Origin of the sequence: Agrobacterium sp. El2ro-1b (genome assembly GCF_048298475.1) — a bacterium.
Taxonomy (GTDB): Bacteria; Pseudomonadota; Alphaproteobacteria; order Rhizobiales; family Rhizobiaceae; genus Agrobacterium; species Agrobacterium fabrum.
The window spans coordinates 1,296,641-1,320,904 of record NZ_CP103458.1 but is presented as its reverse complement, the minus strand read 5'-3'; the positions used below and the strand labels follow the sequence as shown (position 1 = coordinate 1,320,904).

Annotated in this window: 18 protein-coding genes, 1 tRNA gene and 1 riboswitch; of the genes, 8 read left to right on the top strand and 11 right to left on the bottom strand. The window is 59.9% G+C overall.

Going from position 1 to position 24,264, the window contains the following annotated elements; all coding sequences use genetic code 11:
• Positions 1–7 precede the first annotated feature (7 nt).
• The 3 genes from trmFO to NYR50_RS06480 all read right to left on the bottom strand — a co-directional run bounded on the left by trmFO (position 8) and on the right by NYR50_RS06480 (position 2,680).
• Complete coding sequence (trmFO, locus tag NYR50_RS06490) at positions 8–1,477, bottom strand: methylenetetrahydrofolate--tRNA-(uracil(54)-C(5))-methyltransferase (FADH(2)-oxidizing) TrmFO (protein WP_418137263.1); 1,470 nt, start codon at positions 1,475–1,477, stop codon at positions 8–10.
• A 460-nt stretch (positions 1,478–1,937) separates the two neighbouring features.
• Positions 1,938–2,081, bottom strand: coding sequence for a DUF1127 domain-containing protein (locus tag NYR50_RS06485; protein WP_003515516.1), 144 nt, complete (start codon positions 2,079–2,081; stop codon positions 1,938–1,940).
• A gap of 452 nt (positions 2,082–2,533) precedes the next feature.
• A complete protein-coding gene (locus NYR50_RS06480; protein WP_006314448.1) occupies positions 2,534–2,680 on the bottom strand; it encodes a DUF1127 domain-containing protein in 147 nt (48 codons plus the stop codon).
• Positions 2,681–3,327: 647 nt separating this feature from the next.
• Here NYR50_RS06480 and NYR50_RS06475 point away from each other — a divergent pair.
• Together NYR50_RS06475 and tig are read left to right on the top strand one after the other, a co-directional pair.
• Positions 3,328–3,410 (top strand) — tRNA-Leu (locus NYR50_RS06475).
• Between the two features lie 239 nt (positions 3,411–3,649).
• Positions 3,650–5,128, top strand: coding sequence for a trigger factor (gene tig, locus NYR50_RS06470; protein WP_418137137.1), 1,479 nt, complete (start codon positions 3,650–3,652; stop codon positions 5,126–5,128).
• Between the two features lie 133 nt (positions 5,129–5,261).
• On the opposite strand, the gene NYR50_RS06465 is transcribed toward tig, so the two are convergent.
• Complete coding sequence (locus NYR50_RS06465) at positions 5,262–6,251, bottom strand: carbon-nitrogen hydrolase family protein (RefSeq protein ID WP_418137136.1); 990 nt, start codon at positions 6,249–6,251, stop codon at positions 5,262–5,264.
• 438 nt (positions 6,252–6,689) lie between these two features.
• On the opposite strand from NYR50_RS06465, the gene NYR50_RS06460 reads away from it, so the two are divergent.
• Positions 6,690–7,337, top strand: coding sequence for a hypothetical protein (locus NYR50_RS06460; protein ID WP_418137135.1), 648 nt, complete (start codon positions 6,690–6,692; stop codon positions 7,335–7,337).
• Between the two features lie 199 nt (positions 7,338–7,536).
• On the opposite strand, the gene sthA is transcribed toward NYR50_RS06460, so the two are convergent.
• The 3 genes from sthA to NYR50_RS06445 all read right to left on the bottom strand — a co-directional run bounded on the left by sthA (position 7,537) and on the right by NYR50_RS06445 (position 12,270).
• Positions 7,537–8,940 (bottom strand): Si-specific NAD(P)(+) transhydrogenase, encoded by a 1,404-nt coding sequence (gene sthA / locus NYR50_RS06455; RefSeq protein WP_418137134.1) that lies wholly within the window; start codon positions 8,938–8,940, stop codon positions 7,537–7,539.
• A gap of 740 nt (positions 8,941–9,680) precedes the next feature.
• Positions 9,681–10,214 carry a DUF1003 domain-containing protein gene (locus NYR50_RS06450; RefSeq protein ID WP_418137133.1) on the bottom strand — a complete coding sequence of 178 codons (534 nt, stop codon included), beginning with the start codon at positions 10,212–10,214 and terminating at the stop codon, positions 9,681–9,683.
• A 115-nt stretch (positions 10,215–10,329) separates the two neighbouring features.
• Positions 10,330–12,270, bottom strand: coding sequence for an LTA synthase family protein (locus NYR50_RS06445; RefSeq protein ID WP_418137132.1), 1,941 nt, complete (start codon positions 12,268–12,270; stop codon positions 10,330–10,332).
• 222 nt (positions 12,271–12,492) lie between these two features.
• Here NYR50_RS06445 and NYR50_RS06440 point away from each other — a divergent pair, with 222 nt between their 5' ends.
• Positions 12,493–14,172, top strand: coding sequence for an NAD+ synthase (locus tag NYR50_RS06440; RefSeq protein ID WP_418137131.1), 1,680 nt, complete (start codon positions 12,493–12,495; stop codon positions 14,170–14,172).
• 239 nt (positions 14,173–14,411) lie between these two features.
• Here NYR50_RS06440 and NYR50_RS06435 read toward each other — a convergent pair whose 3' ends face one another.
• A complete protein-coding gene (locus NYR50_RS06435; protein WP_418137130.1) occupies positions 14,412–14,789 on the bottom strand; it encodes a glyoxalase superfamily protein in 378 nt (125 codons plus the stop codon).
• A 190-nt stretch (positions 14,790–14,979) separates the two neighbouring features.
• Between NYR50_RS06435 and NYR50_RS06430 the strand changes: the two genes are divergently transcribed.
• Both NYR50_RS06430 and bluB read left to right on the top strand, forming a co-directional pair.
• Positions 14,980–15,810, top strand: a complete 831-nt coding sequence (locus NYR50_RS06430; RefSeq protein ID WP_418137129.1) for a TolB family protein — start codon at positions 14,980–14,982, stop codon at positions 15,808–15,810.
• Between the two features lie 70 nt (positions 15,811–15,880).
• A riboswitch (cobalamin riboswitch) is annotated at positions 15,881–16,064 on the top strand.
• Positions 16,065–16,159: 95 nt separating this feature from the next.
• Entirely contained in the window at positions 16,160–16,876 is a 717-nt protein-coding gene (bluB, locus tag NYR50_RS06425; protein ID WP_418137128.1) for a 5,6-dimethylbenzimidazole synthase, read from the top strand.
• A gap of 205 nt (positions 16,877–17,081) precedes the next feature.
• Here the strand turns inward: bluB and NYR50_RS06420 are convergent, their stop codons facing one another.
• On the bottom strand, positions 17,082–18,197 hold the full coding sequence (locus tag NYR50_RS06420) for a DUF2865 domain-containing protein (RefSeq protein WP_418137127.1): 1,116 nt from the start codon (positions 18,195–18,197) through the stop codon (positions 17,082–17,084).
• A 134-nt stretch (positions 18,198–18,331) separates the two neighbouring features.
• Positions 18,332–20,647, bottom strand: coding sequence for an NADP-dependent malic enzyme (locus NYR50_RS06415; protein WP_174008555.1), 2,316 nt, complete (start codon positions 20,645–20,647; stop codon positions 18,332–18,334).
• 238 nt (positions 20,648–20,885) lie between these two features.
• Here NYR50_RS06415 and NYR50_RS06410 point away from each other — a divergent pair, with 238 nt between their 5' ends.
• Entirely contained in the window at positions 20,886–21,716 is an 831-nt protein-coding gene (locus NYR50_RS06410; protein ID WP_174008554.1) for a UDP-2,3-diacylglucosamine diphosphatase, read from the top strand.
• Positions 21,717–21,972: 256 nt separating this feature from the next.
• On the opposite strand, the gene dgcA is transcribed toward NYR50_RS06410, so the two are convergent.
• Complete coding sequence (gene dgcA / locus NYR50_RS06405) at positions 21,973–22,956, bottom strand: N-acetyl-D-Glu racemase DgcA (RefSeq protein WP_418137126.1); 984 nt, start codon at positions 22,954–22,956, stop codon at positions 21,973–21,975.
• A 143-nt stretch (positions 22,957–23,099) separates the two neighbouring features.
• On the opposite strand from dgcA, the gene NYR50_RS06400 reads away from it, so the two are divergent.
• A complete protein-coding gene (locus NYR50_RS06400) occupies positions 23,100–24,260 on the top strand; it encodes an ABC transporter permease (RefSeq protein WP_418137125.1) in 1,161 nt (386 codons plus the stop codon).
• Positions 24,261–24,264 lie beyond the last annotated feature (4 nt).

Sequence of the window (24,264 nt, the reverse complement as noted above, 5' to 3'; positions counted from 1 at the left end):
GCAGGGCCTATGGCGTTGCGTCGCTCTCTTGTTCCGTTGCGACTTCCGTCGCGACGTGTTCCACGCCAAGCCACGCCGCACAATCCTTCAGCGCCCGCGCTGCAACCAGCTGGCGTTTCATGATCGTCTTGTCCTTGCCGCGAAAACGTTTCACACCATCAGGCTTGACGATGGAGCCCGGCTCCAGTTCCGGGAACAGGCCGAAATTGATGTTCATCGGCTGGAAGGAACGTTTGCCCGGCTCATCATTTGAGGAGAGGTGGCCGCCGGTGATATGGTTGAGCAGCGAGCCCAGCGCCGTGGTGGCCGGCGGCAGGCTCGGGGCCTCGCCCTTCCGCTCCGCAGCGGCGAAGCGGCCGGCCAGAAGCCCGACGGAGGCGCTTTCCACATACCCTTCGCAGCCGGTGATCTGGCCGGCAAAACGCAGGTCGGGCCGCGACTTCAGCTTCAGCGAGCGATCAAGCAGGATGGGGGAATCGATATAGGTGTTGCGGTGCAGGCCGCCGAGGCGCGCGAATTCCGCTTTTTCCAGACCCGGAATCATGCGGAACACATCCGCCTGCACGCCGTATTTCAGCTTGGTCTGGAAACCGACCATGTTGTAGAGCGTGCCGAGCGCATTGTCCTGCCGCAACTGAACGACCGCATAGGCCTTGACGGTGGGGTTATGGGCGTTGGTGAGGCCCATCGGCTTCATCGGGCCGTGGCGCAGCGTCTGACGGCCGCGCTCCGCCATGATCTCGATCGGCAGGCAGCCGTCGAAATAGGGCGTGCCTTCCCATTCCTTGAAACCGACCGTGTCGCCGGCGATCAGCGCGTCGATGAAGGCGTTGTACTGTTCCTCATCCATCGGGCAGTTGATATAATCCTTGCCCGTGCCGCCGGGACCGACCTTGTCGTAACGCGACTGGTACCAGCAGATATCCATGTTGATGCTGTCGCGGTGCAGGATGGGGGCAATGGCATCAAAAAATGCCAGTGCGTCTTCGCCCGTCTCTGCTTGAACCGCCGCCGCCAGATCCGGCGAGGTGAGCGGGCCGGTGGCGATGATGGTGCTGCCCCATTCCTTCGGGGGCAGGCCTGTTACTTCTTCGCGGACAATTGTCACCAGCGGGTGATTTTCAAGCATATCCGTCACGGCCTGCGAAAACCCGTCACGGTCGACGGCAAGTGCGCCGCCGGCCGGCACCTGATGTTTGTCGGCGCAGGCGATGATCAGTGAGCCGGCAAGCCGCATTTCCGCATGGATGACGCCGACCGCATTGGCCGTCGCATCGTCGGAGCGGAAGGAGTTGGAACAGACCAGTTCCGCCAGCGTATCGCCCTTATGCGCATCCGTGCCGCGCACGCCGCGCATTTCGTGCAGGATGACGGGCACGCCGCTCTGCGCAATCTGCCATGCGGCTTCCGAACCGGCCAGTCCGCCGCCCACGACGTGAATGGGAGAATGGGTCTTGTCTTGCATGCTGGCGTCCATGAACCGCATGCGGGGCAACGCTCCCGTCAGGCGGCTGTCATTCGAGTGATGGGTCCGCGCGGGTCCCTTGGGGACGCGGCATTGTTGCGGGATGCACTAGCATGCATGGCCGGGGCAGCCAAATGTTTTTGCGGGGGCATAAGCGGGGGAAGAGCCGGTTGGCGTTGTGGATCGAGCGCATGCCGCGTGTTTCATCTCCCCGCCGGGGAGAAGTCCGCGGCAGCGGGATGAGGGGGCGAGGGTAGAGATAGACCGCGGGCTTGCCCCCTCATCCGACCCTTCGGGCCACCTTCTCCCCGGCGGGGAGAAGAAATATGCTGCGATGCCGGGCGCTTTTCCAGAGGTTGGTGTCTTTAGCAAACCCCAGAATCAAAAACGGCGCCAGAGGCGCCGTTTTCTTAAAACCTGTCGCTCGATCGTCGCGCCCTGGAGGTCGGGCAGCGGGACGATCTTTTACGCCTTAGCGGAACGAACGGGAAGCAACGTTACGGATGTCGTAGCGGGTCAGGCCGATGTCGCTCAGGGCCTGGTTGGACAGGCTGCCAAGTTCGTTGATCGTGCGGCGGTAGGAGATCCAGTTCTTTGCAATGCGGATAGGGTTCATGATCTTTTCCTCAATCTTTCTTTGATTTCGTCGGCCGGCTCAGTGTTTCTGTGCTCTCGGCTGTTGATGTTTTATATATAGACATTGAGCCATGTTGTGCAGTGCAGAATTTAGGCTACTGCCATGCATTTGTGCACTATGTCGGCTAAATTTGCGGCTTCGAGCGGCACCTGAGCAAAATATGGGCGGAAGTGCCTGCGTTTCGGGCGTTTTTGCTGGATTCGGCTGATGCGGAGGGTTTTGGCGGGTGTTTCGGGCCGGCGGAGGAGGCCGGAGGGCCTGCCGGTGCTGCTTTGACGCATGCGTTTTGATGCGTCATGCCGTGAAAGATGCACGACGATGCATTTGGGTGTTCGGAGCCCAAACGAAAAAAGGCCAGAGGCGGGAGCCTCAGGCCTTTTTGGGGAAATCGTCTGCGCATCCGCCGCAATGAGCGGCGGCGCGTTTTATTATTAGAAGCCGACGGCGGTCTTGGCGACGCGACGGATGTCCTGACGGCCGATGCCGAGGTCATTCAGTTCGCGGTCGCTCATGCGGCCGAGTTCGGTTACGGTCTGACGATACTTGCGCCAGTTGGTCAGCGAGCGTGCAATGTTCATTTTCATCTTCCTCTTCGTGCTGTTCAGTCTCTGCGGCCAGTCTTGGGAGGCTTTGGTCCGGGGCTGAACTGATCTCTGTATGACCATGAATATAATCGGTTTAAGCGAAACAAAAACAGACAAAGCAAGATGTCACCTATGCAAGGAATGCAAGGCAAGCCGGGAAATTGACCCGATTGCGGCGATTTATGCATAATTTGTGACCAATTTATGAGCTTTTGGTGGCTTTGGAGGCGTCTGTGATGGGTAGACGTGCGCGGCAAGCCGGTGCGGGGCGGTGGGCAAGGGCGGAAGTCTGAATTGCGGATTTGACGGCCGGCGACCTTCGGCACTGCCAGCCGCAGGCGGTGCTATATATAATGTCAGCATAGCCGCATAAATATTGCCCACCTTGCCGGATGCGCTTCCCTAGCAGGCGCGGGGCTGCATTGAGAACGAAGGGTGGAGATGCGGGTGGTTTTCCTGTTCGGGATAACGCCTGCCTGATTGCCTGCTCATTTCCATCCCGCACTGGTGGCAAGCAGCGGAAGAGGGCTCGCCGCCTTCCATCAGTTCGGTGCGGTCAATAAAAGTCCGGACGAAACGAAAGGCGGCGACAAGGCGTGCTTGACCCTTTCAGAACATTGTGACATACCGCCGCCCAACGTGCGGGTATGGCGGAATTGGTAGACGCATTGGTTTTAGGTACCAACGCTTCGGCGTGGGAGTTCGAGTCTCTCTACCCGCACCACAAGAAAAGCATGGCTGTGCCACGCTTGTGCCAGAGTGCATCTTCATAAGATGCGGGGAGCTTCGGGGTTCATTTCTCCCCTTTGGTCTTTTCTCCGGTGCAGGCGTAACGGTGTCCGGCAGGCGCTTGTGTAAAGAAATAAGGGAAGCCACGGCCGGGGAACGATGTTTCCGGCGCAGTGCTCGAAAGTAAACCAACGGCTGTCTGAGCACCGCCGCCATGATGTGAAGGTTAGGAAAATGCAGGTTATCGAAACGCTCGCTGATGGGCTGAAGCGCGAACTCAAAATCGTTATCCCGGCTGCCGACATGAAGGCCCGTCTTGACGAGCGCCTGGTTGACGCCAAGGACAAGGTTCGCATCAACGGTTTCCGTCCCGGCAAGGTGCCGATGGGCCATCTGAAGAAGATGTACGGCAAGTCCATCATGGCCGACCTCGTCAACGAGCTGGTTCGTGAAAAGCCTTCCGAAATCCTTTCCAGCCGCGGCGAGAAGTCTGCAACGCAGCCGGCCATCTCCATGACCGAAGACGAGCAGGAAGCCGAAAAGATCCTGTCGGCCGAATCCGATTTCGAATTCACCGTTGCCTACGAAATCATTCCGGCCATCGAACTGAAGGCGAATGACGGCATCAAGGTTACCCGCGAAGTTGTTGAAGTCTCCGAAGACGAAATCAACGAGCAGATCCTCAAGATCGCCGAAAGCGCCCGTACCTACGAGACCAAGAAGGGCAAGGCCGCTGATGGCGACCGCGTCACCATGAACTATCTCGGCAAGGTTGACGGCGTTGCCTTCGATGGCGGCGCTGCTGAAGACGCTGAACTGGTCCTCGGTTCGGGCCGCTTCATCCCCGGCTTCGAAGACCAGCTCGTTGGCGTTAAGGCCGGCGACGAAAAGACCATCACCGTGACCTTCCCGGCCGACTACCCGGCTGCGAACCTCGCAGGCAAGGACGCCACCTTCGACGTCACCGTCAAGGAAGTTGCTGCCGCTGCTGCTGTCGAAATCAACGACGAACTGGCCACCAAGCTCGGTCTCGAATCGGCTGAAAAGCTGAAGGAAATCGTCAAGGGCCAGATCGAAAGCCAGTTCGGCAACGTCACTCGCCAGAAGGTCAAGCGTCAGATCCTCGACCAGCTCGACGAAATGTACAAGTTCGACACGCCGGCTGGCCTCGTCGACGCCGAGTTCGACAACATCTGGCGCCAGATCAACACCGATCTCGCTCAGTCCGGCAAGACCTTTGCTGACGAAGACACGACCGAAGAAGAAGCCCGCGAAGAATATCGCAAGCTTGCTGAACGCCGCGTCCGCCTCGGCCTCGTTCTCTCCGAAATCGGCGAAAAGGCCGGCGTCGAAGTGACCGAAGAAGAAATGCAGCGCGCGCTGTTCCAGCAGCTGCAGCAGTTCCCCGGCCAGCAGAAGGAAATCCTCGATTTCTTCCGCAACACGCCAGGCGCTTCGGCTTCGCTGCGCGCTCCGATCTTCGAAGAGAAGGTCATCGACAAGCTGCTCACCGAAATCTCGGTAACGGACAAGACCGTTTCCAAGGAAGAGCTGCTGGCTGACGACGGCGAAGAAGAAACGGAAACCAAGAAGAAGGCTCCGGCCAAGAAAAAGGCTGCCGCCAAGGCGGACGACGCCGTTGAAGGCGAAGAAGCCGCTCCGAAGAAGAAGGCTCCGGCCAAGAAGAAGGCCACTGAGGCCGACGCCGAATAATCTTCTTCAGTGCAAGCTGATTGAATGGAAGGGCCGTGGCGAAAGCTGCGGCCTTTTCGTTTGATTCAGGATGCGATGTGTTCGGCCTTGAACCGGTTGGCCAGCGGCATAATCATCGCCACTGGGCGCTACGCTAGAACTCCTTCCGGCTATCGCTTCTCGGATCGTTATCCACCTGATGAGGGGCATATAGATCGGTACGAGCTTTTTGCCGCCATGGTCGCGCGGGATGTTCCCGATCGATGATGACGTCCGCCAGCGCGATTGCCGGTAAACCACTCATTGGGCATTGAGCGACCCATTGACCATCCGGTGCTGCTATTCCCGATGGGGCGCCGGGACTTTGGGCGGCAAGTGTGGAATAGCTGACCCAATAGGTGTTGCTCGCTGCATGACCCAATATCTGGGCGGCAAACGCAGGGGCATTTGAAGCGTCTTCGCCCGCGGTAGAAAACAGCACGCAATCAACATTCAGTTTCTCATATTCCATGAATATTTCCGGATAGTGCGCCTCCATGCCGAGCGCGCCACCGAAACGGAATCCATCGACTTCAAACGTCACTGGGGCGTTGCCCGGCGAGTACATGAACGAGATTTTGGTGTTCGACAACAGGCGCTCATCGTATCGGGTTACGAGCTTCCCACGATCAGAGATGACATAGAGGCTGTTATATGGCCGGTGCGGCGGTGTCAGTCGGTGGACGGCACCTAGAACTGTCCAGAGTTTCAACTTACGCGCCAGTTTTCTGATCGCCTCGAGTTCTTGGCGCAAAGTTTGCCATTCAAAGCGTGTCCAGTCAGAAGGTCCGATTTCCCTCGGACCAGTCTCTGACATGATCCGTTTATGAGGCCAGCACGTTGCCCCTTCAGGGAAATGTATGAGGCGAGCGCCAGCTTTGTGGGCATTACCCATGAGACGGCGTATCTCGTTTCCGCAGGTCTTCAGGGCGGAAACGTCGCGAGGATCGTTGAACAAGGATGTCTGCGCGACCGCCACTCGTATTGAGTTGCTCGAAGGAGCGTCCGGTATTCTGCGAACATGCTGGAGAGCAGCTGTATAAGATTCGCCGGTTTTGGCTGCGCGAGCTCTTACACGACGTTTCAGATTGCTATTTTCAGTCATTGTCGGGCCTTTCACGTTTCGGACGCAGTTCCCCAGCAACCCACCCGAAACGATCGGACCAAGACAGTTACCTGAGACAATAGTCCCTTTGCCTCCGTTGAAGACCCTGCTGGGGAAGGTCATGGAGGTTTAGCGCAGGCTACGCGGTGACAAATATCCGTTGGAAAACACCGATTCGTCAAGCGGCCGGGGCACTCGGCTGCGTGACGATCTCCGATCACAATGCGGTGCAGCATGAATTTTTGCTGCATCTGCTCTTGTTCATCTCCCGTTCATCTGGCACCCTGCGCAGCATGATTTGCCCCGGTCGCGCATTGCGGCCGTTCGGGCCTCGTGCGCCGCTCTGATGTGGCCTCATCGCTGCCAAACCATTGGCCTTAAGCTTTTACCGTGCTTGCCGGGTTCTCCCGGCGCGCCCTTAATTTGCCAGGGACAAGTATGTCGCTCCGAACGGGTTTTGCCCTTGTATTATCGCTCTTCATCGCCGCGGGTGCAGCCCGTGCCGATGACGCCGGGTTGATCTGGAAGCCGGTCAAGAATTCCGACCGATCTTATACCGCGCGCATCGGCGCGAAGCTGCCGGTCGATACGCCGATCCGCGCCGGGCTGGAAATGGGCATGAGTGCTTCGAAGTCGGGGCAGGTGGTGGATACGCCGGTGCGGGTGTGGGGCAATGTTACGTTGCTGGCCGAGCAGCTGCCTGGTGTTTCACTCGCGCGGGACGTCGGCGTCATGTTCAACGCGCTGACGGGGTCGAGCAGTGTTTCCATGACCTCGCAGCAGAAGCGCATCGTCACGCCGGAACTCGATATCGAGGCGAACCGTAATTTCACCGTGCGTTATGACGGCACGGCGCAGCAATGGAACGGGCTTGATGTATCGCAGTCGCTGCGCCTGTCCCGCTCCGAAACCGGCACTGCCTTCGTGCTGACGGGGGCGAGCCGCAACAGCTTCAACGAGTTCAGCAGCGGTGTGGCGGTGGAGCAGAAACTGGGCGATCATCTGACGGTGCGGGGGACGCTTGATCAGGGATATGAGGATCATTTCCGGCCGGGAGTGAGTGCGCGGTATAGTATCCGGTGGTGAGGATGCGCGTCACCCATCATCGAATGAATGCAAGGTGATAGGCATCCTCGTTCCATAGGCGGGGTCATTCTTGGGTTTGGCCCAAGAATCTGATCACGTCGCATCAAGCGAAACGTTGCAGATGCTCGGCACAGGCCCGAGCATGACGGCAGGAGAGGTTTTCGCACATCGCAGATGATCTCTTACCTGCAACAAAGCCTCAATCCTTCTTCAGCTCACCCATGCGGTTCCACGCATCCAACCCGGCGATCTTGTAGGCTTCTGCCAGCGTCGGATAGTTGAACGTATTCTCCACGAAATATTCCACCGTGCCTTTGAGGTTTAGCACCGCCTGGCCGATATGCACCAGTTCTGTCGCGCCTTCGCCGACGATGTGGACGCCGAGCAGGCGGCGGGTTTTCAGCGAGAAGATCATCTTCAGCAACCCGCTGTCGAGGCCCATGATGTGGCCGCGCGAGGTTTCGCGGAAATGGGCGATGCCGCATTCATAGGGAATGCCGCGTTCAACCACTTCCTCTTCCGTGAGGCCGCAGGTGGATATTTCCGGCACGGCATAGATGCCGTAGGGGAAGAATTGCGGCGGTTCGCCGGCCGGTGCGCCGACGGCATGGCGGGCGGCGATGCGGCCCTGTTCCATTGACGTGGAGGCAAGGCTCGGGAAACCGATGATATCGCCGGCGGCATAGATGTTCGGCACCGAGGTCTGGAAGGTCTCGGGATCGACCTTCAAGCGGCCACGGCTGTCGGCTTCCAGCCCGCAGGCGGACAGGTTGAGCGTATCGGTTGCGCCGACGCGGCCGGCGGCGAAGAGTACGGTCTCGGCTTTCAGGACGCGGCCGTTGCTGAGCGAAACGAGGCATTTGCCGCTCTCGTCGCGCTCCACCTTTTCCGCCTTCTGGCCGAAGATCAGCTTCATGTTGCGGTCGCGCAGCTGATAGGTGAAATCCTCGACGATTTCCTTGTCGATGAATTCCAGCATGGTCTCGCGCGGTTCCACCACCGTTACCTGCGTGTCGAGCGCGCTGAAGATCGTCGCATATTCGATGCCGATGACGCCGGCGCCGACGACGACCATCGAGCGCGGCAATTCCTTGATCTCGAGGATTTCGTCCGAATCGAGCACCGCTGCGCCATCGAAGGGAATATGCGGTGGCCGGTAGGGCCGGGTGCCGATGGTGAGCAGAATGGAGGTGGCAGTGACGGTCATGACTTCACCGTCGCTTTTCACCACTTTCATGGTGTTAGCGTCGACGAAGCTTGCCGTGCCGCGAATGTGCTGCACGCGGTTGCGGGCGAACTGGTGCTCCAGCACCTCGACCTCGTGATCGAGCGTGATGAGCAGGCGGCGGCGCAGATCGTCGGCGTCGATCTCCTGCTTGACGCGATAGGCACGGCCGTAAAAACCGCGCTCGCGCCAGCCGGTGAGATTGAGCGCGGTTTCGCGCAGGGTCTTGGACGGGATGGTGCCGGTATGCACGGAAACACCGCCGACACGGCTGCCTTTCTCGATGACCAGAACCTTCTTTTCGAGCTTGGCGGCCTGAATGGCGGCCCGTCTTCCCGCCGGACCGCTGCCGATAACAATCAGATCGAACTGGTACATGAAAAACCCCGGAACAGAATGCATTTCGATACCGGATGTCGCATCCGGCGTGGCGTCGTCGCGAAATGGTCGTGATGCCATTTGGACGATGGGGAGTGATTCCCGTATCAGCCTTGCCCGCAAGTGTGCAATGCAACAAACGCCTGCGTCAATCTGTAGCGTAAGAATCTGACGGATTCGTAACTGGGGATGGATTTTCGGGAGTCGTCGATTTACGGAGGTGCTCGGGGCTTACCCCCCTCTGCCCTGCCGGGCATCTCCCCCACAGGTGGGGAGATCGATACGCCGCAAGGTTTCGCCCATCTCAAAGCTTGAGAATGAGGTGACGATAGCGCCGCTTGCCGATCTCCCTCCTTGTGGGGGAGATGCCCGGCAGGGCAGAGGGGGGTAAGCCACACGCACTTCCGTTCACTTCCTGAACCCCCCAAAAAAACCAACACCTTCATCCCGCACGGCGTTGCCGAGCGGGGGATGGAGAGCACCGGGCGATCCCCGGCTGCGCTTCACGTGAGGTTGGTGTGGGTCGGATGCGGTGCGCAGCCGGGTCTTTCACCATGCCGTATCTCGCAAGGGCCGTGCACGGCGCTTTGCGAAATGGTCCTTTCCACGAACGTTGCCAGCGTTCCACCACCAGGACCGTCCTTTAGTTTCCGCCACGTCTGGCGTCCACCCGGCAGGACTGCGTTCACTCTAACAGTGCGGCGGGGGGTGGGGAAAAGCGGGGAAGATGTTTTTTCGCGTCAGTCGTCTTTGCGGGTGACGTGGTGGTGGATGGCGGCGATGTCCTGACGCAGTGACGCCAGTTCGGCGAGCACCTTCACATCGATCTTTTCATGCAGCGACAGAACCTCCAGCTCGGCCTTCAGGTTCACCTCATAGTCCTTGGCGGCCTCGAAACGGTCGCGGGCGGCCTGGCGGTTCTGCGACATCATGATGATCGGCGCCTGGATGGCGGCCAGCATCGACAGAAGCAGGTTGAGGAAGATGAAGGGGTAGGGGTCGAAGGCGCGGGTGGTCAGCACGATGGTGTTGATGATGGCCCAGAAGATCAGGAAAAAGCAGAAGCTGAGAATGAACCCCCAGGAACCGCCGACCTTGGCGATATTATCCGCCAGCCTGTCGCCCAAACTGGCGCCGGCGGAAAATTCCGCATTGATGTCGCTCGAAACCAGCTTCTTCTGGTGCGACAGTTCCAGGATGCGCCGTTCCACCTCGCCGATTTCACGGGAGGAGCGCTTGAAATGCGAGACGATAAAGTCGGAGATATCTGACACGGTGTGTCTCCGGTTCTGATGAGGTGCCTGTGCGGTTTTCCGAGATAAACCCGCATGGTGGCGGAATTCAAACGATTTCCACCGCCATGCGGTTCAGGCGCCCTAGCCAGAACCATCACACCGCCGGTGTTCCCTCATGCAGCCAGTTAAAGCCGGGGAAGAAACGCTCGCGGCCATATTGCGCGCCGAACATCATGTCGAATTGCAGCAGGCGATAATCGCGCACCACATCGGGAACGGCGTTCGGCGCGATCGACCAGTCGGGCATGGCCTTGCCGTCCTTCGTCACCAGCATGTGCCGGTCGATGACGGAAAATTCCTGCTGAACGTCACCCAGCGTGCCGGTGTAGAAAGGATCGGAGAAGCCTGCGGTCTTCAGCACATGATAGGGCAGGAGCGCAGGGCTGATGGTGCCAATATTCTTGCGCACGCCCTTTTTGGAGGACCAGACGACGAGCGGTGTCTCATGTTCCTTCTTCATCACATCAAGCGGTGCGCGGCGGCTGGCCACCATGCCCGGGATGTAACCGCTCTCCACGAAGGTCTGGCCGAGCGGCGGCAGGTGATCGCCGAAGAGGACGATGATGGTTTCGCGGTCACGCTTCTTTGCCCAGCGCATCAGTTTCAACAACGCGTCATCGGCTTCCACGATGCCCTGCGAATAGGTTGCAAGCGCCTGCGAGGCTGAGGCGGTAAGACCGCCCGTAACGTCAATGGTGTTTTCGGCATAACGGGCCGCTTCGTAGGGGCCGTGTCCCTGCAGGGTGACGGCAAAAAGGAAGAGCGGGTTCTTCGCCGTATCGGCGGTCGCCATGATTTCGTTCATCAGCGCATCGTCGGAGGCGAAGTTGCCGCGTTTTTCCATCGCCGGCAGCGTCTCTTCGGAGCGGAATTCTTCAAAGCCGAAATTCTTGTAGACCTGCTTGCGGTTCCAGAACCATTCCTGGAACGGGTGCATGGCGATAGCGGAATATCCTTCGCCCCGGAAGAAGCTGGCGAGCGAGGGCACCGGACGGCGGATATATTGCTGATAGGGAATACTGCCATAGGGCAGGAAGGCGTTGGAAAAGCCGGTCAGCGCCTCAAATTCCACATTGGCCGTCATGCCGCCGAACTCCGGCGAAAACACATTGCCGGACTGTTTGGCGCGGATCGTCGGCATGGGATCGGCCGAAAGTTCGACATTCTCCAGCCGGGTCGGATCCCATAGCGATTCGCTCATCAGCATGATGACATCAGGGTAATCGCCCTTGTTGGCGGCGAAGGAGGCGGATTTCGAGGTGAGGTCGGCGATGCTGTTGTCGCCATAACCCTCTGGCGCCGCGACATTGGCCATGGGGATATTAAAGGCGAAGGCCATCAGGAAACCGTTATGGCGGTAGTTCTCCTGCTGATCCCACATCATGGGAATGATGTTGAGGCGATCGCGCACCCAGGAATAATGCGAATAGTCCATCAGCGAGGCAAGACCGGCGAGAAGCGGCAACGCCAGCACAAGACCCGCGGCCCGCTCGCGCCAGCTCAGGCCCGGCGAATGGCGGCGCGCCAGCAGCCATAGCGCTACAAGGGTTGCGATGGCGGCGCAGAGGCCGAGGCCCATCAGTGCCGCCGTCAGGGGCTGGGCCTTCAGCATGGTCGGCAAAAGCTCGAGGATCTGCCGGCCGAATAAAAGGTCGGAAGGGTATAGTGGATCGGAGAGATAGGTCTGTTTCTGGGCAGAAATCAGTCCCGTCAGCGCGCAGAGCGGCGCGACGGCAATCAGCGACAGGTAACGCCGGCCAAGCAGCGCATCCAGCGCCACCAGAAGGGCGAGTACGGCGGCAATGGTGGTCACGCCCGGGCGGGCCGGGGAGGTGAGGAAAGTGCCGACATCACGGAGCGAACCGCGGGCGATCCATTCCAGCGCCACGACGAGCACAATGGATGCGACCGTCAGATTGGCAAGCGTATAGGCCATGCCAGAAAGCTTCGAAAGGCTCCTCAGTCCCGCAGGCGAAAAGACAAGATCAGCCTTTTCGGAAGCCGTTGTTTTTGGCGCCGAATCTCTCAAACTCATACTCCGGTATTTCAGGCGGCAGCGCCGATCCGGGGAGGTGAATCGGGCGTCGCAAAAGTGTCATGTAACTGTCACATAAGCGCGATGAACGCGACATGAACTTTGCGGAGGATGGCTGGGGCGGTGATAACCTTAGCGTGAACGCAGCCATGGCGTCTTGCCCAAGCGACGGCATGCAATTGCCGCGTTGCGGAGCGGCCACGGGCGCGGTATTGAAATGGCATGAGCGACAGACACGATATCCAGAACCATCTTCGAATTGCCGTCGGGCAGTTCAATCCGACTGTTGGCGACGTGGCGGGTAACCTCGCCAGGGCGCGTGAGGCGCGGGCCGATGCGGCAACGCAGGGTGCCGATCTCCTGCTTCTGACAGAGCTGTTCATTTCAGGCTATCCGCCGGAGGATCTGGTGCTTAAGCCGGCTTTTCTGAAGGCCTGCCTGAAGGCGGTGGAAGAACTGGCGGCGGAGACTGCCGATGGCGGGCCGGGCGTCGTCATCGGTTTTCCGCGTCAGGGCGAGACGGGCCGGCACAATTCGGTGGCGCTTCTGGATGGTGGCAAGATCATCGCGCTGCGTGACAAGATCGATCTGCCGAATTACGGCGAGTTCGACGAAAAACGTGTTTTCGAAGAAGGGTCGATTTCCGGACCCTATAATTTCCGCGGTGTGCGGATCGGCATTCCGATCTGCGAGGAAATCTGGAACGACATGGGCGTGTGCGAGACACTGGCCGAAAGCGGGGCGGAAATCCTGCTGGTGCCGAATGGGTCGCCCTATTATCGCGGCAAGCTGGATGTGCGCCATCAGGTGGCGTTGCGCCAGGTGATCGAAAGCGGCCTGCCGCTGGTTTTCGCCAATCAGCTGGGCGGGCAGGACGAGCTGGTATTTGATGGTGCGAGCTTCGGCTTTAATGCCGACAAGACGCTGGCCTTCCAGATGAGCCAGTTCGAGGCTACGCTCGCCGTCACCGACTGGAAACGCACGGCAGACGGCTGGCGATGCGAAAGTGGGCCGTTCTCGAAAATTCCCGAGGGTGAGGAGGCAGATTACCGCGCCTGCATGCTGGGCTTTAGGGACTACGTCAACAAAAACGGCTTCAAGAGCGTGGTTCTCGGCCTTTCCGGCGGCATCGATTCGGCGATCTGCGCAGCCCTTGCCGTTGATGCGCTGGGCGAAGAGCGGGTACGCTGCATCATGCTGCCCTACCGCTACACCTCGGAAGAATCGCTGAAGGACGCCGCCGATTGTGCGAGAGCGCTCGGCTGCCGTTACGATATCGTGCCGATCGTCGAGCCGGTGGAAGGCTTTCTTGCGGCACTTTCAGAACTCTTCGAGGGCACGGAAGAGGGCATTACCGAAGAAAACCTGCAGAGCCGCACGCGCGGCACCATTTTGATGGCCGTCTCCAACAAGTTCGGCTCGATGGTGGTGACGACCGGCAACAAGTCGGAAATGTCGGTGGGTTATGCGACGCTTTATGGCGACATGAATGGCGGTTTCAATCCCATCAAGGACCTCTACAAGATGCAGGTCTATGCCATTTCCAGCTGGCGCAACGCCCATGTGCCGCCGGGCGCGCTTGGCCCTTCCGGCGAGGTGATCCCCGCCAATATCATCGCCAAGGCGCCATCGGCCGAACTGCGCCCCAACCAGACCGACCAGGATTCGCTGCCGCCCTATCCGGTGCTGGATGATATTCTCGAATGCCTTGTCGAGAAGGAGATGTCGGTCGAGGAAATTCTGGCGCGTGGCCATGATGTGGCAACCGTGCACCGGGTGGAGCATCTGCTTTATCTGGCCGAATACAAGCGCCGGCAATCGGCTCCCGGTGTGAAGATCACCAAGAAGAATTTTGGGCGTGACCGGCGTTATCCGATTACCAACCGGTTCCGGGATCGGTAGTCGAAGGGACAATGCTGGTAGGTTCGGCGGTGCCACTTGTTTCTTCTCCCCGCCGGGGAGAAGGTGGCCCGAAGGGTCGGATGAGGGGGCAACGTTGCCGTACCTCACTACCCTTGCCCCCTCATCCCGCTGCCGCGGACTTCTCCCCGGCGGGGAGAAGAAACAAGCGGCATGCGCTCGGTCCACGATGGGGGTTCATGAATGGCGCGGAGAAAACTCCGCGCCACTCTTCACTCATCTCAAATAACCTGCCCCACATCGATGCGGTTGCCGTCAGGGTCTTCAAAGACAAAGGCCCTGAGGCGGTAATCCTTGTCCTGCAGGCCCTTGATGACGCGCAGCCCCCGGCTCTTGCAAATCGCATGCAGCGCATCGACATCGCTCACCATCATATGCGCGACGTTGAAAGGGGCTGCCTTGTGGGCCGGCTGCAATGTCAGATGCAGCTCGGCATTGCCCTGTTTCAGGATCATGAAACCGACGGGGTTGCCGTTTTCGAAGGTCTTTTCGAAACCGAGCACATCGACATAAAAATCATGGGCCTTTTCGATATTTTTGACAGCAAGCATTGCGGCGATCCGGCCGAAGCGGATGCCGTGATCGGCGATGGCAGTCATCGCGGGACCTCGGATCTGGGAGAAACGGGGAGCGGCGCGGGCGGTGCCGGAACGCTGGCGTTTTTTCCGATTTGAATTTGCAGGACGGTGCCTGCGGCCATAGGATCATAATCACGGTGGTGGCGGATGCAAACGGAATATGCGCCCCATTCAACGCCGATCCAGAGTGAAGACAGGCCCGGGAGGCAGCATGCGCAGCTCCATCGAAATCTTCAACATCCGCACCCGGCAGATGCGGGTTGTGTGGCAGACGCCTGAGTTGTTCGAAGCACCGAACTGGTCGCCGGATGGACAATATCTGCTGCTGAACAGCGAAGGGTTGCTGTATCGCCTGTCTCTTGCCGGTGATGCGTCGCCGGAAAAGGTCGATACCGGCTTTGCCACGCTCTGCAATAACGACCACGGCATTTCGCCCGACGGTTCGCTCTACGCCATCTCCGACAAGGTGGAATTCGGCAAAAGCGCCATCTATCTGCTGCCGTCGGCGGGCGGTGCGCCGCGGTTGATGACGAAGAACCTGCCTTCCTACTGGCACGGATGGTCGCCGGATGGGAAATGTTTTGCATATTGCGGCATTCGCGATCAGGTTTTCGATATTTATTCCATGGACATAGACAGCGGTGTTGAAACGCGCCTCACCCATGGTGAAGGCCGCAACGACGGCCCGGATTATTCGCCTGACGGTGCGTGGATCTATTTCAACTCCAGCCGCACCGGCCAGATGCAGATCTGGCGCGTGCGGGTGGATGGCTCGGCTGTCGAGCGGATCACCGACAGCGCCTATGGCGACTGGTTTCCGCATCCGTCTCCTTTGGGTGACAAGGTGGTGTTCGTTTCTTATGACGCCGACGTCTTCGACCATCCGCGTGATCTCGATGTGCGGGTGCGGCTGATGGATATGGATGGCGGCAATGTCGAAACGCTGTTCGACCTGTTTGGCGGGCAGGGCACGATGAACTCGCCCAACTGGTCGCCGGATGGCGATGAGTTTGCTTATGTCAGGTATTTTCCGGTGGAATGATGACGGTAAGGTGCGGCAGGCCACATTGCCGCACCACCCGCAGGACACTTGTGCTTGCAAGCTTTTTTGCCCATAGCTTCTCCGGTCAGGTGCCCGCCCTTGTGGCGGGAGAATCGGGAATCCGGTGAAAGACCGGAACGTGCCCAACGCTGTGAGGCGGATGCTCTTTTTCTCATGCCACTGAAGCAATTCGGGAAGGCGAAAGGGGCGGATGAAGCCTAGTCAGAAGACCGGCCTGGCAGGATAGACCGAACCGCGCGGACGGCGGCAGGTTGCTGAAGAGGCGCGCCGCGCTTGCGAACCCAGCATGGTTTCGGCACCGGCGTGCCCGCATTGTTGGAGTTAAACGATGCCGACCGATCCGTCCGATGGCAATTCATTGCAAACCAATCCATTCGATCACGCGCTTTCAGCCGCCCGCCCGTTTTCCGTTGCGGAACGCGAGGCGATCTACCGCGCCATCGAGACGCGGCGTGATGTGCGCGACCAGTTCCTGCCCGATCCCTTGCCGGAGGAGCTGGTGGAACGCCTGCTGAAAGCGGCGCATTCGGCTCCCTCTGTCGGTTTCATGCAGCCGTGGAATTTCACCCTCGTCACCGATGGCGCGGTGCGCCAGGCGGCCTTTGTGGCCTTCAGCCGCGCCAATGAGGAGGCGGCGGCGATGTTTGAGGGTGAGAGGCAGGCGCTTTATCGCAGCCTGAAACTAGAGGGCATCCGCAAGGCACCGCTCAGCATCTGCGTCACCTGCGATCCCACCCGCGGCGGCAAGGTGGTGCTGGGCCGCACCCACAACCCGCGCACGGATGTCTATTCCACCGTCTGCGCCATCCAGAACCTCTGGCTCGCCGCCCGCGCCGAAGGCATCGGCGTCGGCTGGGTCAGCATTTTCCACGACAGCGATGTTCGCGCCATTCTCGATATCCCCGAGCATATCGAAATCGTCGCCTGGCTGTGCCTCGGGCGCGTCGATGCGCTCTATACCGAGCCGGAGCTGGCGGTGAAGGGCTGGCGGCAGCGCGTGCCGCTGGAAGAGCTGGTGTTTCGTAATCGCTGGGGTGGGGTGTAGACGCGGAGGCCTGTGAATAAGGCGGGACGTTGCCGCGTGTTTCTTCTCCCCGCCGGGGAGAAGGTGGCCCGAAGGGTCGGATGAGGGGGCCAGCTCTCCGAATATCGCCGACGTTGCCCCCTCATCCCGCTGCCGCGGACTTCTCCCCGGCGGGGAGAAGAAACAAGTGGCACACGCTTGTTCTATTATTGGCAAATAACAGGGGTCATTGCTGCGGCTGGATGCCCTTCAGCGCCGGGTTCTTCAGGTCGATGCGGCCTGTCCGGTCCGGCAGGAATTTTGGGCCGATGACGCGCACTTTTGCGTCGTTCGGGTCGTAGTCGCGTTCGGGAACCGGCTGCTCCGGCGGCTTTGCGGCCTGTTGCTGCTCGGCGGGTTTTTGCGGCCTGTCACCATTCTTGTCACCTTGGGGTGATGGAATGGTGGTGATGCTGGAATAGGGCTTTTCGGCTTGCGGCCGGGCGGCCTCTTCCTGCTTCTGCATGTCCTGGTGGTAGGCGGCCATGTTGCAGGCGCAGCCCGGCGCTTTCGGTGAGGAATTGCGATAGGCGAAGGCGGTCGGCAGGTCTTTGTAGGGTTTGCCGCTTTCGGCGGACACCATGTCTGATGTTTCCTGATCCGCCATGGAATGGAAATAGAGTTCCGTCTCGGTTCCCGGGCACATTTTCTGGCATTGCTCTGCCTGGGCGCGGAAATCGAGCGGCGAGGCGTTGGAGGCAATCGGGAAGAACGAACCGTCGCAGGTGCGCACGCAGAGTGTGCGAAGCCCGCCCTCGGCGGCGGCGTTGGGGTAGGGCGAAAGGCCCGCCTGTCCGGGATCGATGCCATTTTGCCGGAAGGCATCGGGATAACGCGTCACGTCCGGCGTTGGCGGCGATCGCATGTCCATTTCCGGCATTGTGCTGCAACCATTGGCATCGAGCGCGGCGAGAATGCGCTGGCGCCTGACGTCGCCGTCATCATTGCGTGCGGCGGCCATGGCATCGTCGCGGTCGCGGATGATCTCGTCGCGTTCGGCTTCGGCATCCACCAGCGCATCGCCGATCTCGGCGCAGAGGCCGGCATTGGGATTGCCATAAACGATGACGCTGCCCGAGGAGCAGCCATAGCTGCGCATGTCGTTCCTGATCTTGCGGATGACGATATTCTGGCGGGCGAGCGCATTGGCGTAACGCCGCACCTCGGCCGTATTGCCGATGACGCGTGGCGGTTCACGCAATTGCGCATAAAGCGTATCGCAGACCTGATCCGCAAAAGCGGCGGCCGGAGCGATCAAAACAAGGGGAAGCAGGAGGCCGATGATGCGGCTGCGGCGGGTCAATTGTCGATCCGTTTGATGTCCCCGGCCGGTGGCAGGGGTGTTATGCTTCAGGAAATCCGTGTTTCAGGAAGATAACATAAGCTGTTGCCGCATTGCGGCAACAGCATGTTCAAAATTGCGTTAATGCGCTTTCATCACACCGAAGGGTGCGAGGCCTGCACCACCGCAAAGGCCGCCATGTTGACGACGCCGCGCGAGGTGACGCTGGGCGACAGGATGTGGGCGGGCAGGGCAGTGCCGAGCAGGATCGGGCCGACATGCAGGCCCTCCGTCAGCGTGCGGGTGACGCCAAGCGTGATGTTGGCGGCATCGAGGTTCGGGAAGACCAAAAGGTTCGCTTCGCCGGTCAGCACGCTGTTCGGCATGGCGCGCTTGCGCAGCGCTTCTGAAAGTGCGGAACCGCCCTGCATTTCGCCATCCACTTCCAGTTCGGGTGCTGCCTGCTGGATGATCTTCAGCGCGCGGCGCATCTTGCGCGCGCTTTCGGAATCGCGTGAGCCGAAGTTGGAATGGCTGGCGAGCGCGATCTTCGGCGTGATGCCGAAGCGGCGGATTTCCCTGGCCGCGAGAATGGCCATTTCAGCCACTTCCTCGGAGGCCGGATCGTTGTTCACGAAAGTATCGGTGAGGAACAGTGCGCCCTGTTGGGTGATGAGCAGGCTGAGGCCAGCAAAGGACCGCACGCTTTCCTGCTTGCCGATGATCTGGTTCACGTCGCGCAGATGCCGGTCATATCGGCCTTCGAGGCCGCAGATCAGCGCATCCGCCTCGCCACGCTTCACCGATAGCGCGCCGATGACCGTGGAGTTGGTGCGCACGATGGTGCGGGCCGCCTCCGGGTTGATGCCGGCGCGGCCGACGAGGGCGAAATAGTCATCGACATATTCGCGGTAGCGCGGATCGTCTTCCGGGTTGACCACGGCGAAATCCGTATGCGGACGGATGCGCAGGCCGAAACGCTTCAGGCGCGTCTCGATGATCTGCGGACGGCCGATCAGGATCGGGATGCCGGTGCCTTCTTCCAAAAGCACCTGGGCGGCGCGCAGCACGCGCTCGTCTTCGCCTTCGGCAAAGATGATGCGCTTCTTTTCGGCCGCCTTGGCGGCATTGAAGACCGGCTTCATGATGAAGCCGGAGCGCCAGACGAAACGGTTCAGCTGGTCGAAATAGGCCTCGAAATCGGTGATCGGCCGGGTGGCGACGCCGCTTGCAGCCGCAGCGCGGGCAACGGCGGGTGCAATGCGCAGGATGAGGCGCGGATCGAACGGCGAGGGAATGAGATAGTTCGGGCCAAAGATCGGCGTTTCGCCGCTATAGGCTCTGGCGGCGACTTCCGAGACTTCCTCGCGGGCAAGCTCGGCGATGGCCTGCACGGCGGCCATCTTCATTTCCTCGTTGATCGTGGTTGCGCCGCAATCCAGCGCACCGCGGAAGATATAGGGGAAGCAGAGAACGTTGTTGACCTGGTTCGGGAAATCCGAACGGCCGGTGCAGATCATCGCATCCGGGCGGGCAGCACGGGCCGCCTCCGGCATGATTTCCGGATTGGGGTTGGCAAGCGCCAGGATCAGCGGATTTTCCGCCATGCGCTCCAGAAGTTCCGGCTTCAACACGCCGGCGGCGGAAAGGCCGAGGAAGACGTCCGCACCGTCGATCGAATCTGCCAGCACGCGCTTGTCGGTTTTCTGGGCGTAAACTTCCTTCCACTCGTCCATCAGCGTGTTGCGGCCTTCATAAACGAGGCCTTCGATATCGTGGACCCAGATGTTCTCTTTGTTGGCACCCATGGCGACCAGCAGGTTGAGGCATGCAAGCGCTGCCGCACCGGCGCCTGATGCAACGATCTTGACGCTGGAGAGCGATTTTCCGGCCAGTTCCAGCGCGTTGGTGACGGCGGCGGCGACGATGATCGCCGTGCCGTGCTGATCGTCGTGGAAGACCGGGATGTTCATTTTTTCGCGCAGCTGGCGTTCCACCTCGAAACATTCCGGCGCCTTGATATCCTCAAGGTTGATGCCGCCGAAAGTGGGTTCCAGCGCGGCGATGGTCGAGACCATGTCGTTGATGCCGGGTGCGTCGATCTCGATGTCGAAGACGTCGATACCGGCGAATTTCTTGAAGAGGACGGCCTTGCCTTCCATAACAGGCTTGGAAGCGAGCGGGCCGATATTGCCGAGGCCCAGCACCGCCGTGCCGTTGGAAATGACGGCGACGAGATTGGCGCGCGCGGTATATTCCGCTGCCATTTCCGGGTTCTCATGGATGGCGAGGCAGGGAGCGGCGACACCCGGCGAATAGGCAAGCGCCAGATCCCGCTGGTTGCCGAGCGGCTTGGTGGCCTGGATTTCCAGCTTGCCGGGGCGTGGGTAGCGGTGGAAAAAGAGCGCCTGTTCCTCGATGTCGGCCTTTGCCGTGTTGGCGGGCGTGTTGTTCTTATCGTGAGAGGTCATGTCTTCCACCGTCATATCTGGTTCAATTCCGGCCCCCTGAATACAACAAACTTCCCCGGGGTACAGCCGTTATTTACCGCCTCCTCATGCAAATGCAGGCATGGCTTATTCGCGTTTTCGTGAAGCGTTTCGTCATATTCCATACAAAAACCCACCTCTGTCATGTTGCTGAAACACGAGTCTGGTTCTGAGAGGTAAGAAAGCCGCAGGGACGCAACCGAACAGGGGGAATAAATCCGTGGCCGGTCAAATCGAAACCAGACAGTTCAGAACGCTTTTCATTTCGGATGTTCATCTTGGCTCCAAGGCGGCCAAGACGGATTTCCTGCTCGACTTCCTGAAATACCACGAGGCCGAGACGATCATCATGGTCGGCGACATCGTTGACGGCTGGCGGCTGCGCCGCAGCTGGTACTGGCCGCAGGGCTGCAACGACGTGGTGCAGAAGCTGCTGCGCAAGGCCCGCAAGGGCACGCGCATCGTCTATATTCCCGGCAATCACGACGAATTCCTGCGGGAATTTCCGGGCATGCATTTCGGTGGCATCGAAGTGGCCGAGCGCATGATCCACGAGGCCGCCGACGGCAAGAAATATCTCGTCATCCATGGCGACGAGTTCGACGTGGTGGTGCGCAACGCCCGCCTGCTCGCCTATCTCGGCGACTGGGCCTATGACGCGGCAATCGCCATTAACATCGCCATTGCCGCCGTGCGTCGCCGCATCGGCCTGCCTTACTGGTCGTTTTCGGCTTGGGCCAAACTGCAGGTCAAACACGCCGTCAACTTCATCGGCGAATTCCAGCGTGTGGTGGTCGACGAGGCGCGGCGCAACAATGTTGATGGTGTGATCTGTGGTCACATTCACCACGCTGTCATGGAAGACATGGACGGCATTCGCTACATCAACACCGGCGACTGGGTGGAAAGCTGCACGGCGATCGCCGAAAATGCCGATGGCAGCTTCGAGCTGATCACCTGGATGCAGACGAGTGAAGCCACCGCTGAACATGCTTCGGATGAAATGGAACCGGTGAATATTCCGGGGCTGATCGGCAAGCACGCGGCGTGAGTTGGGGCCTGCGGGCTAAAGGGATACCCGGCCTTCGGTGTTTTCCTTGAGATCAATACGCGCTCGTGTGGGGCGAGTGGATGTCGCTTGTTTCTTCTCCCCGCCGGGGAGAAGGTCGCGGCAGCGGGATGAAGGGGCAAGCTCTCCGAAATCCGGCAACGGTGCCCCCTCATCCGACCCTTCGGGCCACCTTCTCCCCGGCGGGGAGAAGAAATACGCGGCGGCGTAGCACCTCATCTGTTTTTAATTTCAGGGCTTACCCCCACAGTTCCGGCCGCGCCGGATAAACCAGCGAACCCTCATAAACCAGCCCCGGCTCACGATCCTGCGCCAACAACAGCGGCCCGTCGAGATCGGCAAAGGCTGTTCCCTGGGCGACCAGCACGGCGGGGGCCATACCGAGCGAGGTGCCGAGCATGCAGCCGACCATGATGGTGAAACCGAGCCGTTCGGCTTCCGCCTTCATGACGAGCGCTTCCGTCAGGCCACCGGTCTTGTCCAGCTTGATGTTGATTGCATCGTAACGGTCGCGAAGGCCGGCGAGGTCTTCGGTGGAATGCACGCTTTCATCGGCGCAGATCAGCACCGGGTGTTCGATGCGGGCGAGCATGGCGTCCTTGCCGGCGGGCATGGGCTGTTCGATCAGCGATATCTTCAGTTCCGCCGCAAGCTTCAGATAATATTCGATATTGTCGTCGTTCCAGCCTTCGTTGGCATCGATGATGATACGCGCCTCGGGTGCGGCGGCGCGCACGGCTCGCAGACGGGCTTCGTCATCGGCGGTGCCGGTCTTGATCTTCAGGAGCGGGCGGCCGGCATTTTCCGCGGTCTTTGCGGCCATGGTGTCCGGGTCGGCGAGCGAAATCGTATAGGCGGTGATGAGTGGTTGTGCCGCTTGTCCGAGAACCTGTTCGGCGGCGCTCTTGCCGCTCATCTTCGCTTCGAGGTCCCAGAGCGCGCAATCAACTGCATTTCGGGCGGCACCCGGTTTCATGGCCTGCTGCAATTCCTGCCGTGTCAGGCCGGCGGCTACTCGATCCGCCATCGCTTCGATATCGGCGATGACGCCTTCGATGCTTTCGCCATAACGCGGATAGGGCACACATTCGCCAATTCCGGTGAAGGAACCATCGCGGATGGTGCACGTTACGACATCCGCATGCGTGCGGGTGCCGCGTGAAATGGTGAAGCTGCCAGCAACGGCGAAACGTTCAGTTGTGGCTTGAAGGTAACGGGGCATGTTTTTTCACTTCCTAATAGGCGTCAAAAGACACATGACGCCAAATTTATCGCGAATTGTCGGCCGTCACTGTGGCTTGCCGAAGGCCAAACCGTTATGAAACCATTAAGAATCTCGTGACGGCTGCACTCGCTCGGAGCATTATGCAAGAACAGGACACACGGCAACAGGCGAACCCGGCCGCAATCACCGAAGACGATGCCGTCTCCGGCGGCGGCTCGCGTTATGTCATGAGCGGCTCCTGGCGCAACAGCAATCTCTCCGGCATTTTCCCTATTCTCGAGAAGATAGAGAAGAATGCGTCGAGCGGCGCAGTGGAACTCGATCTGTCCGCCGTCGAGGCTATCGATACGACCGGAGCCTGGATCATCCAGCGTCTGCGCAGGGATCTCGAGGCGAAGGGCGCCACCGTCGCTGTTACGGGAAATGACCGTATTGAAGAGGTCATCGGGCAATTGCCTGAGAAGGTGGAGATGGAAGGCGAGGCCGCCAAGAAGTTTGGGCTTGCCGAACGGATCTTCGCGCCCATCGGTCAGGCCGTCGTCCAGAACGGCGCGGATTTCCTGGCGGGCATGTATATTCTCGGCTCGGCCGTGCGCGGTGCGCAGATGAAGCTCGGGCGTGGGCGCGGCGTATCGCCGGCGGCGATCGTCAACCAGATCGACCATATGGGCGTGCGCGCCGTGCCGATCATCATGCTGATGTCGTTCCTGATTGGCGCCATCATCGCCCAGCAGGGCGCGTTCCAGCTCAGATATTTCGGTGCGGAAGTCTTCGTCGTCGATCTCGTCGGCATTCTGCAATTGCGTGAAATCGGTGTGCTTCTGACCGCGATCATGATCGCCGGCCGGTCCGGCAGCGCGATCACGGCGGAAATCGGCTCGATGAAGATGCGCGAGGAAATCGACGCGCTGAAGGTGATCGGGCTCAATCCGGTTGGCGTGCTGGTGTTTCCGCGGTTGGTGGCTCTGACGATTGCGCTGCCGCTTTTGACCATCCTTGCCAATTTCGCCGCACTTTTCGGCGCGGCCATCGTGGCGCTGGCCTATTCCGGCATTACCTTCGAGGTGTTCCTGTCGCGCCTGCATGGTGCGGTTGAGGAATCGACCATCGCCGCAGGCATGATCAAGGCGCCGTTCATGGCGCTGATCATCGGCATCGTTGCGGCGGTCGAGGGCATGAAGGTGGGCGGTTCGGCGGAATCGCTCGGCAAACACGTCACCTCGTCGGTGGTCAAATCGATCTTCGTCGTCATTCTGGTGGATGGTCTTTTCGCCATCTTCTACGCAGCCATCGATTTTTAGGGAG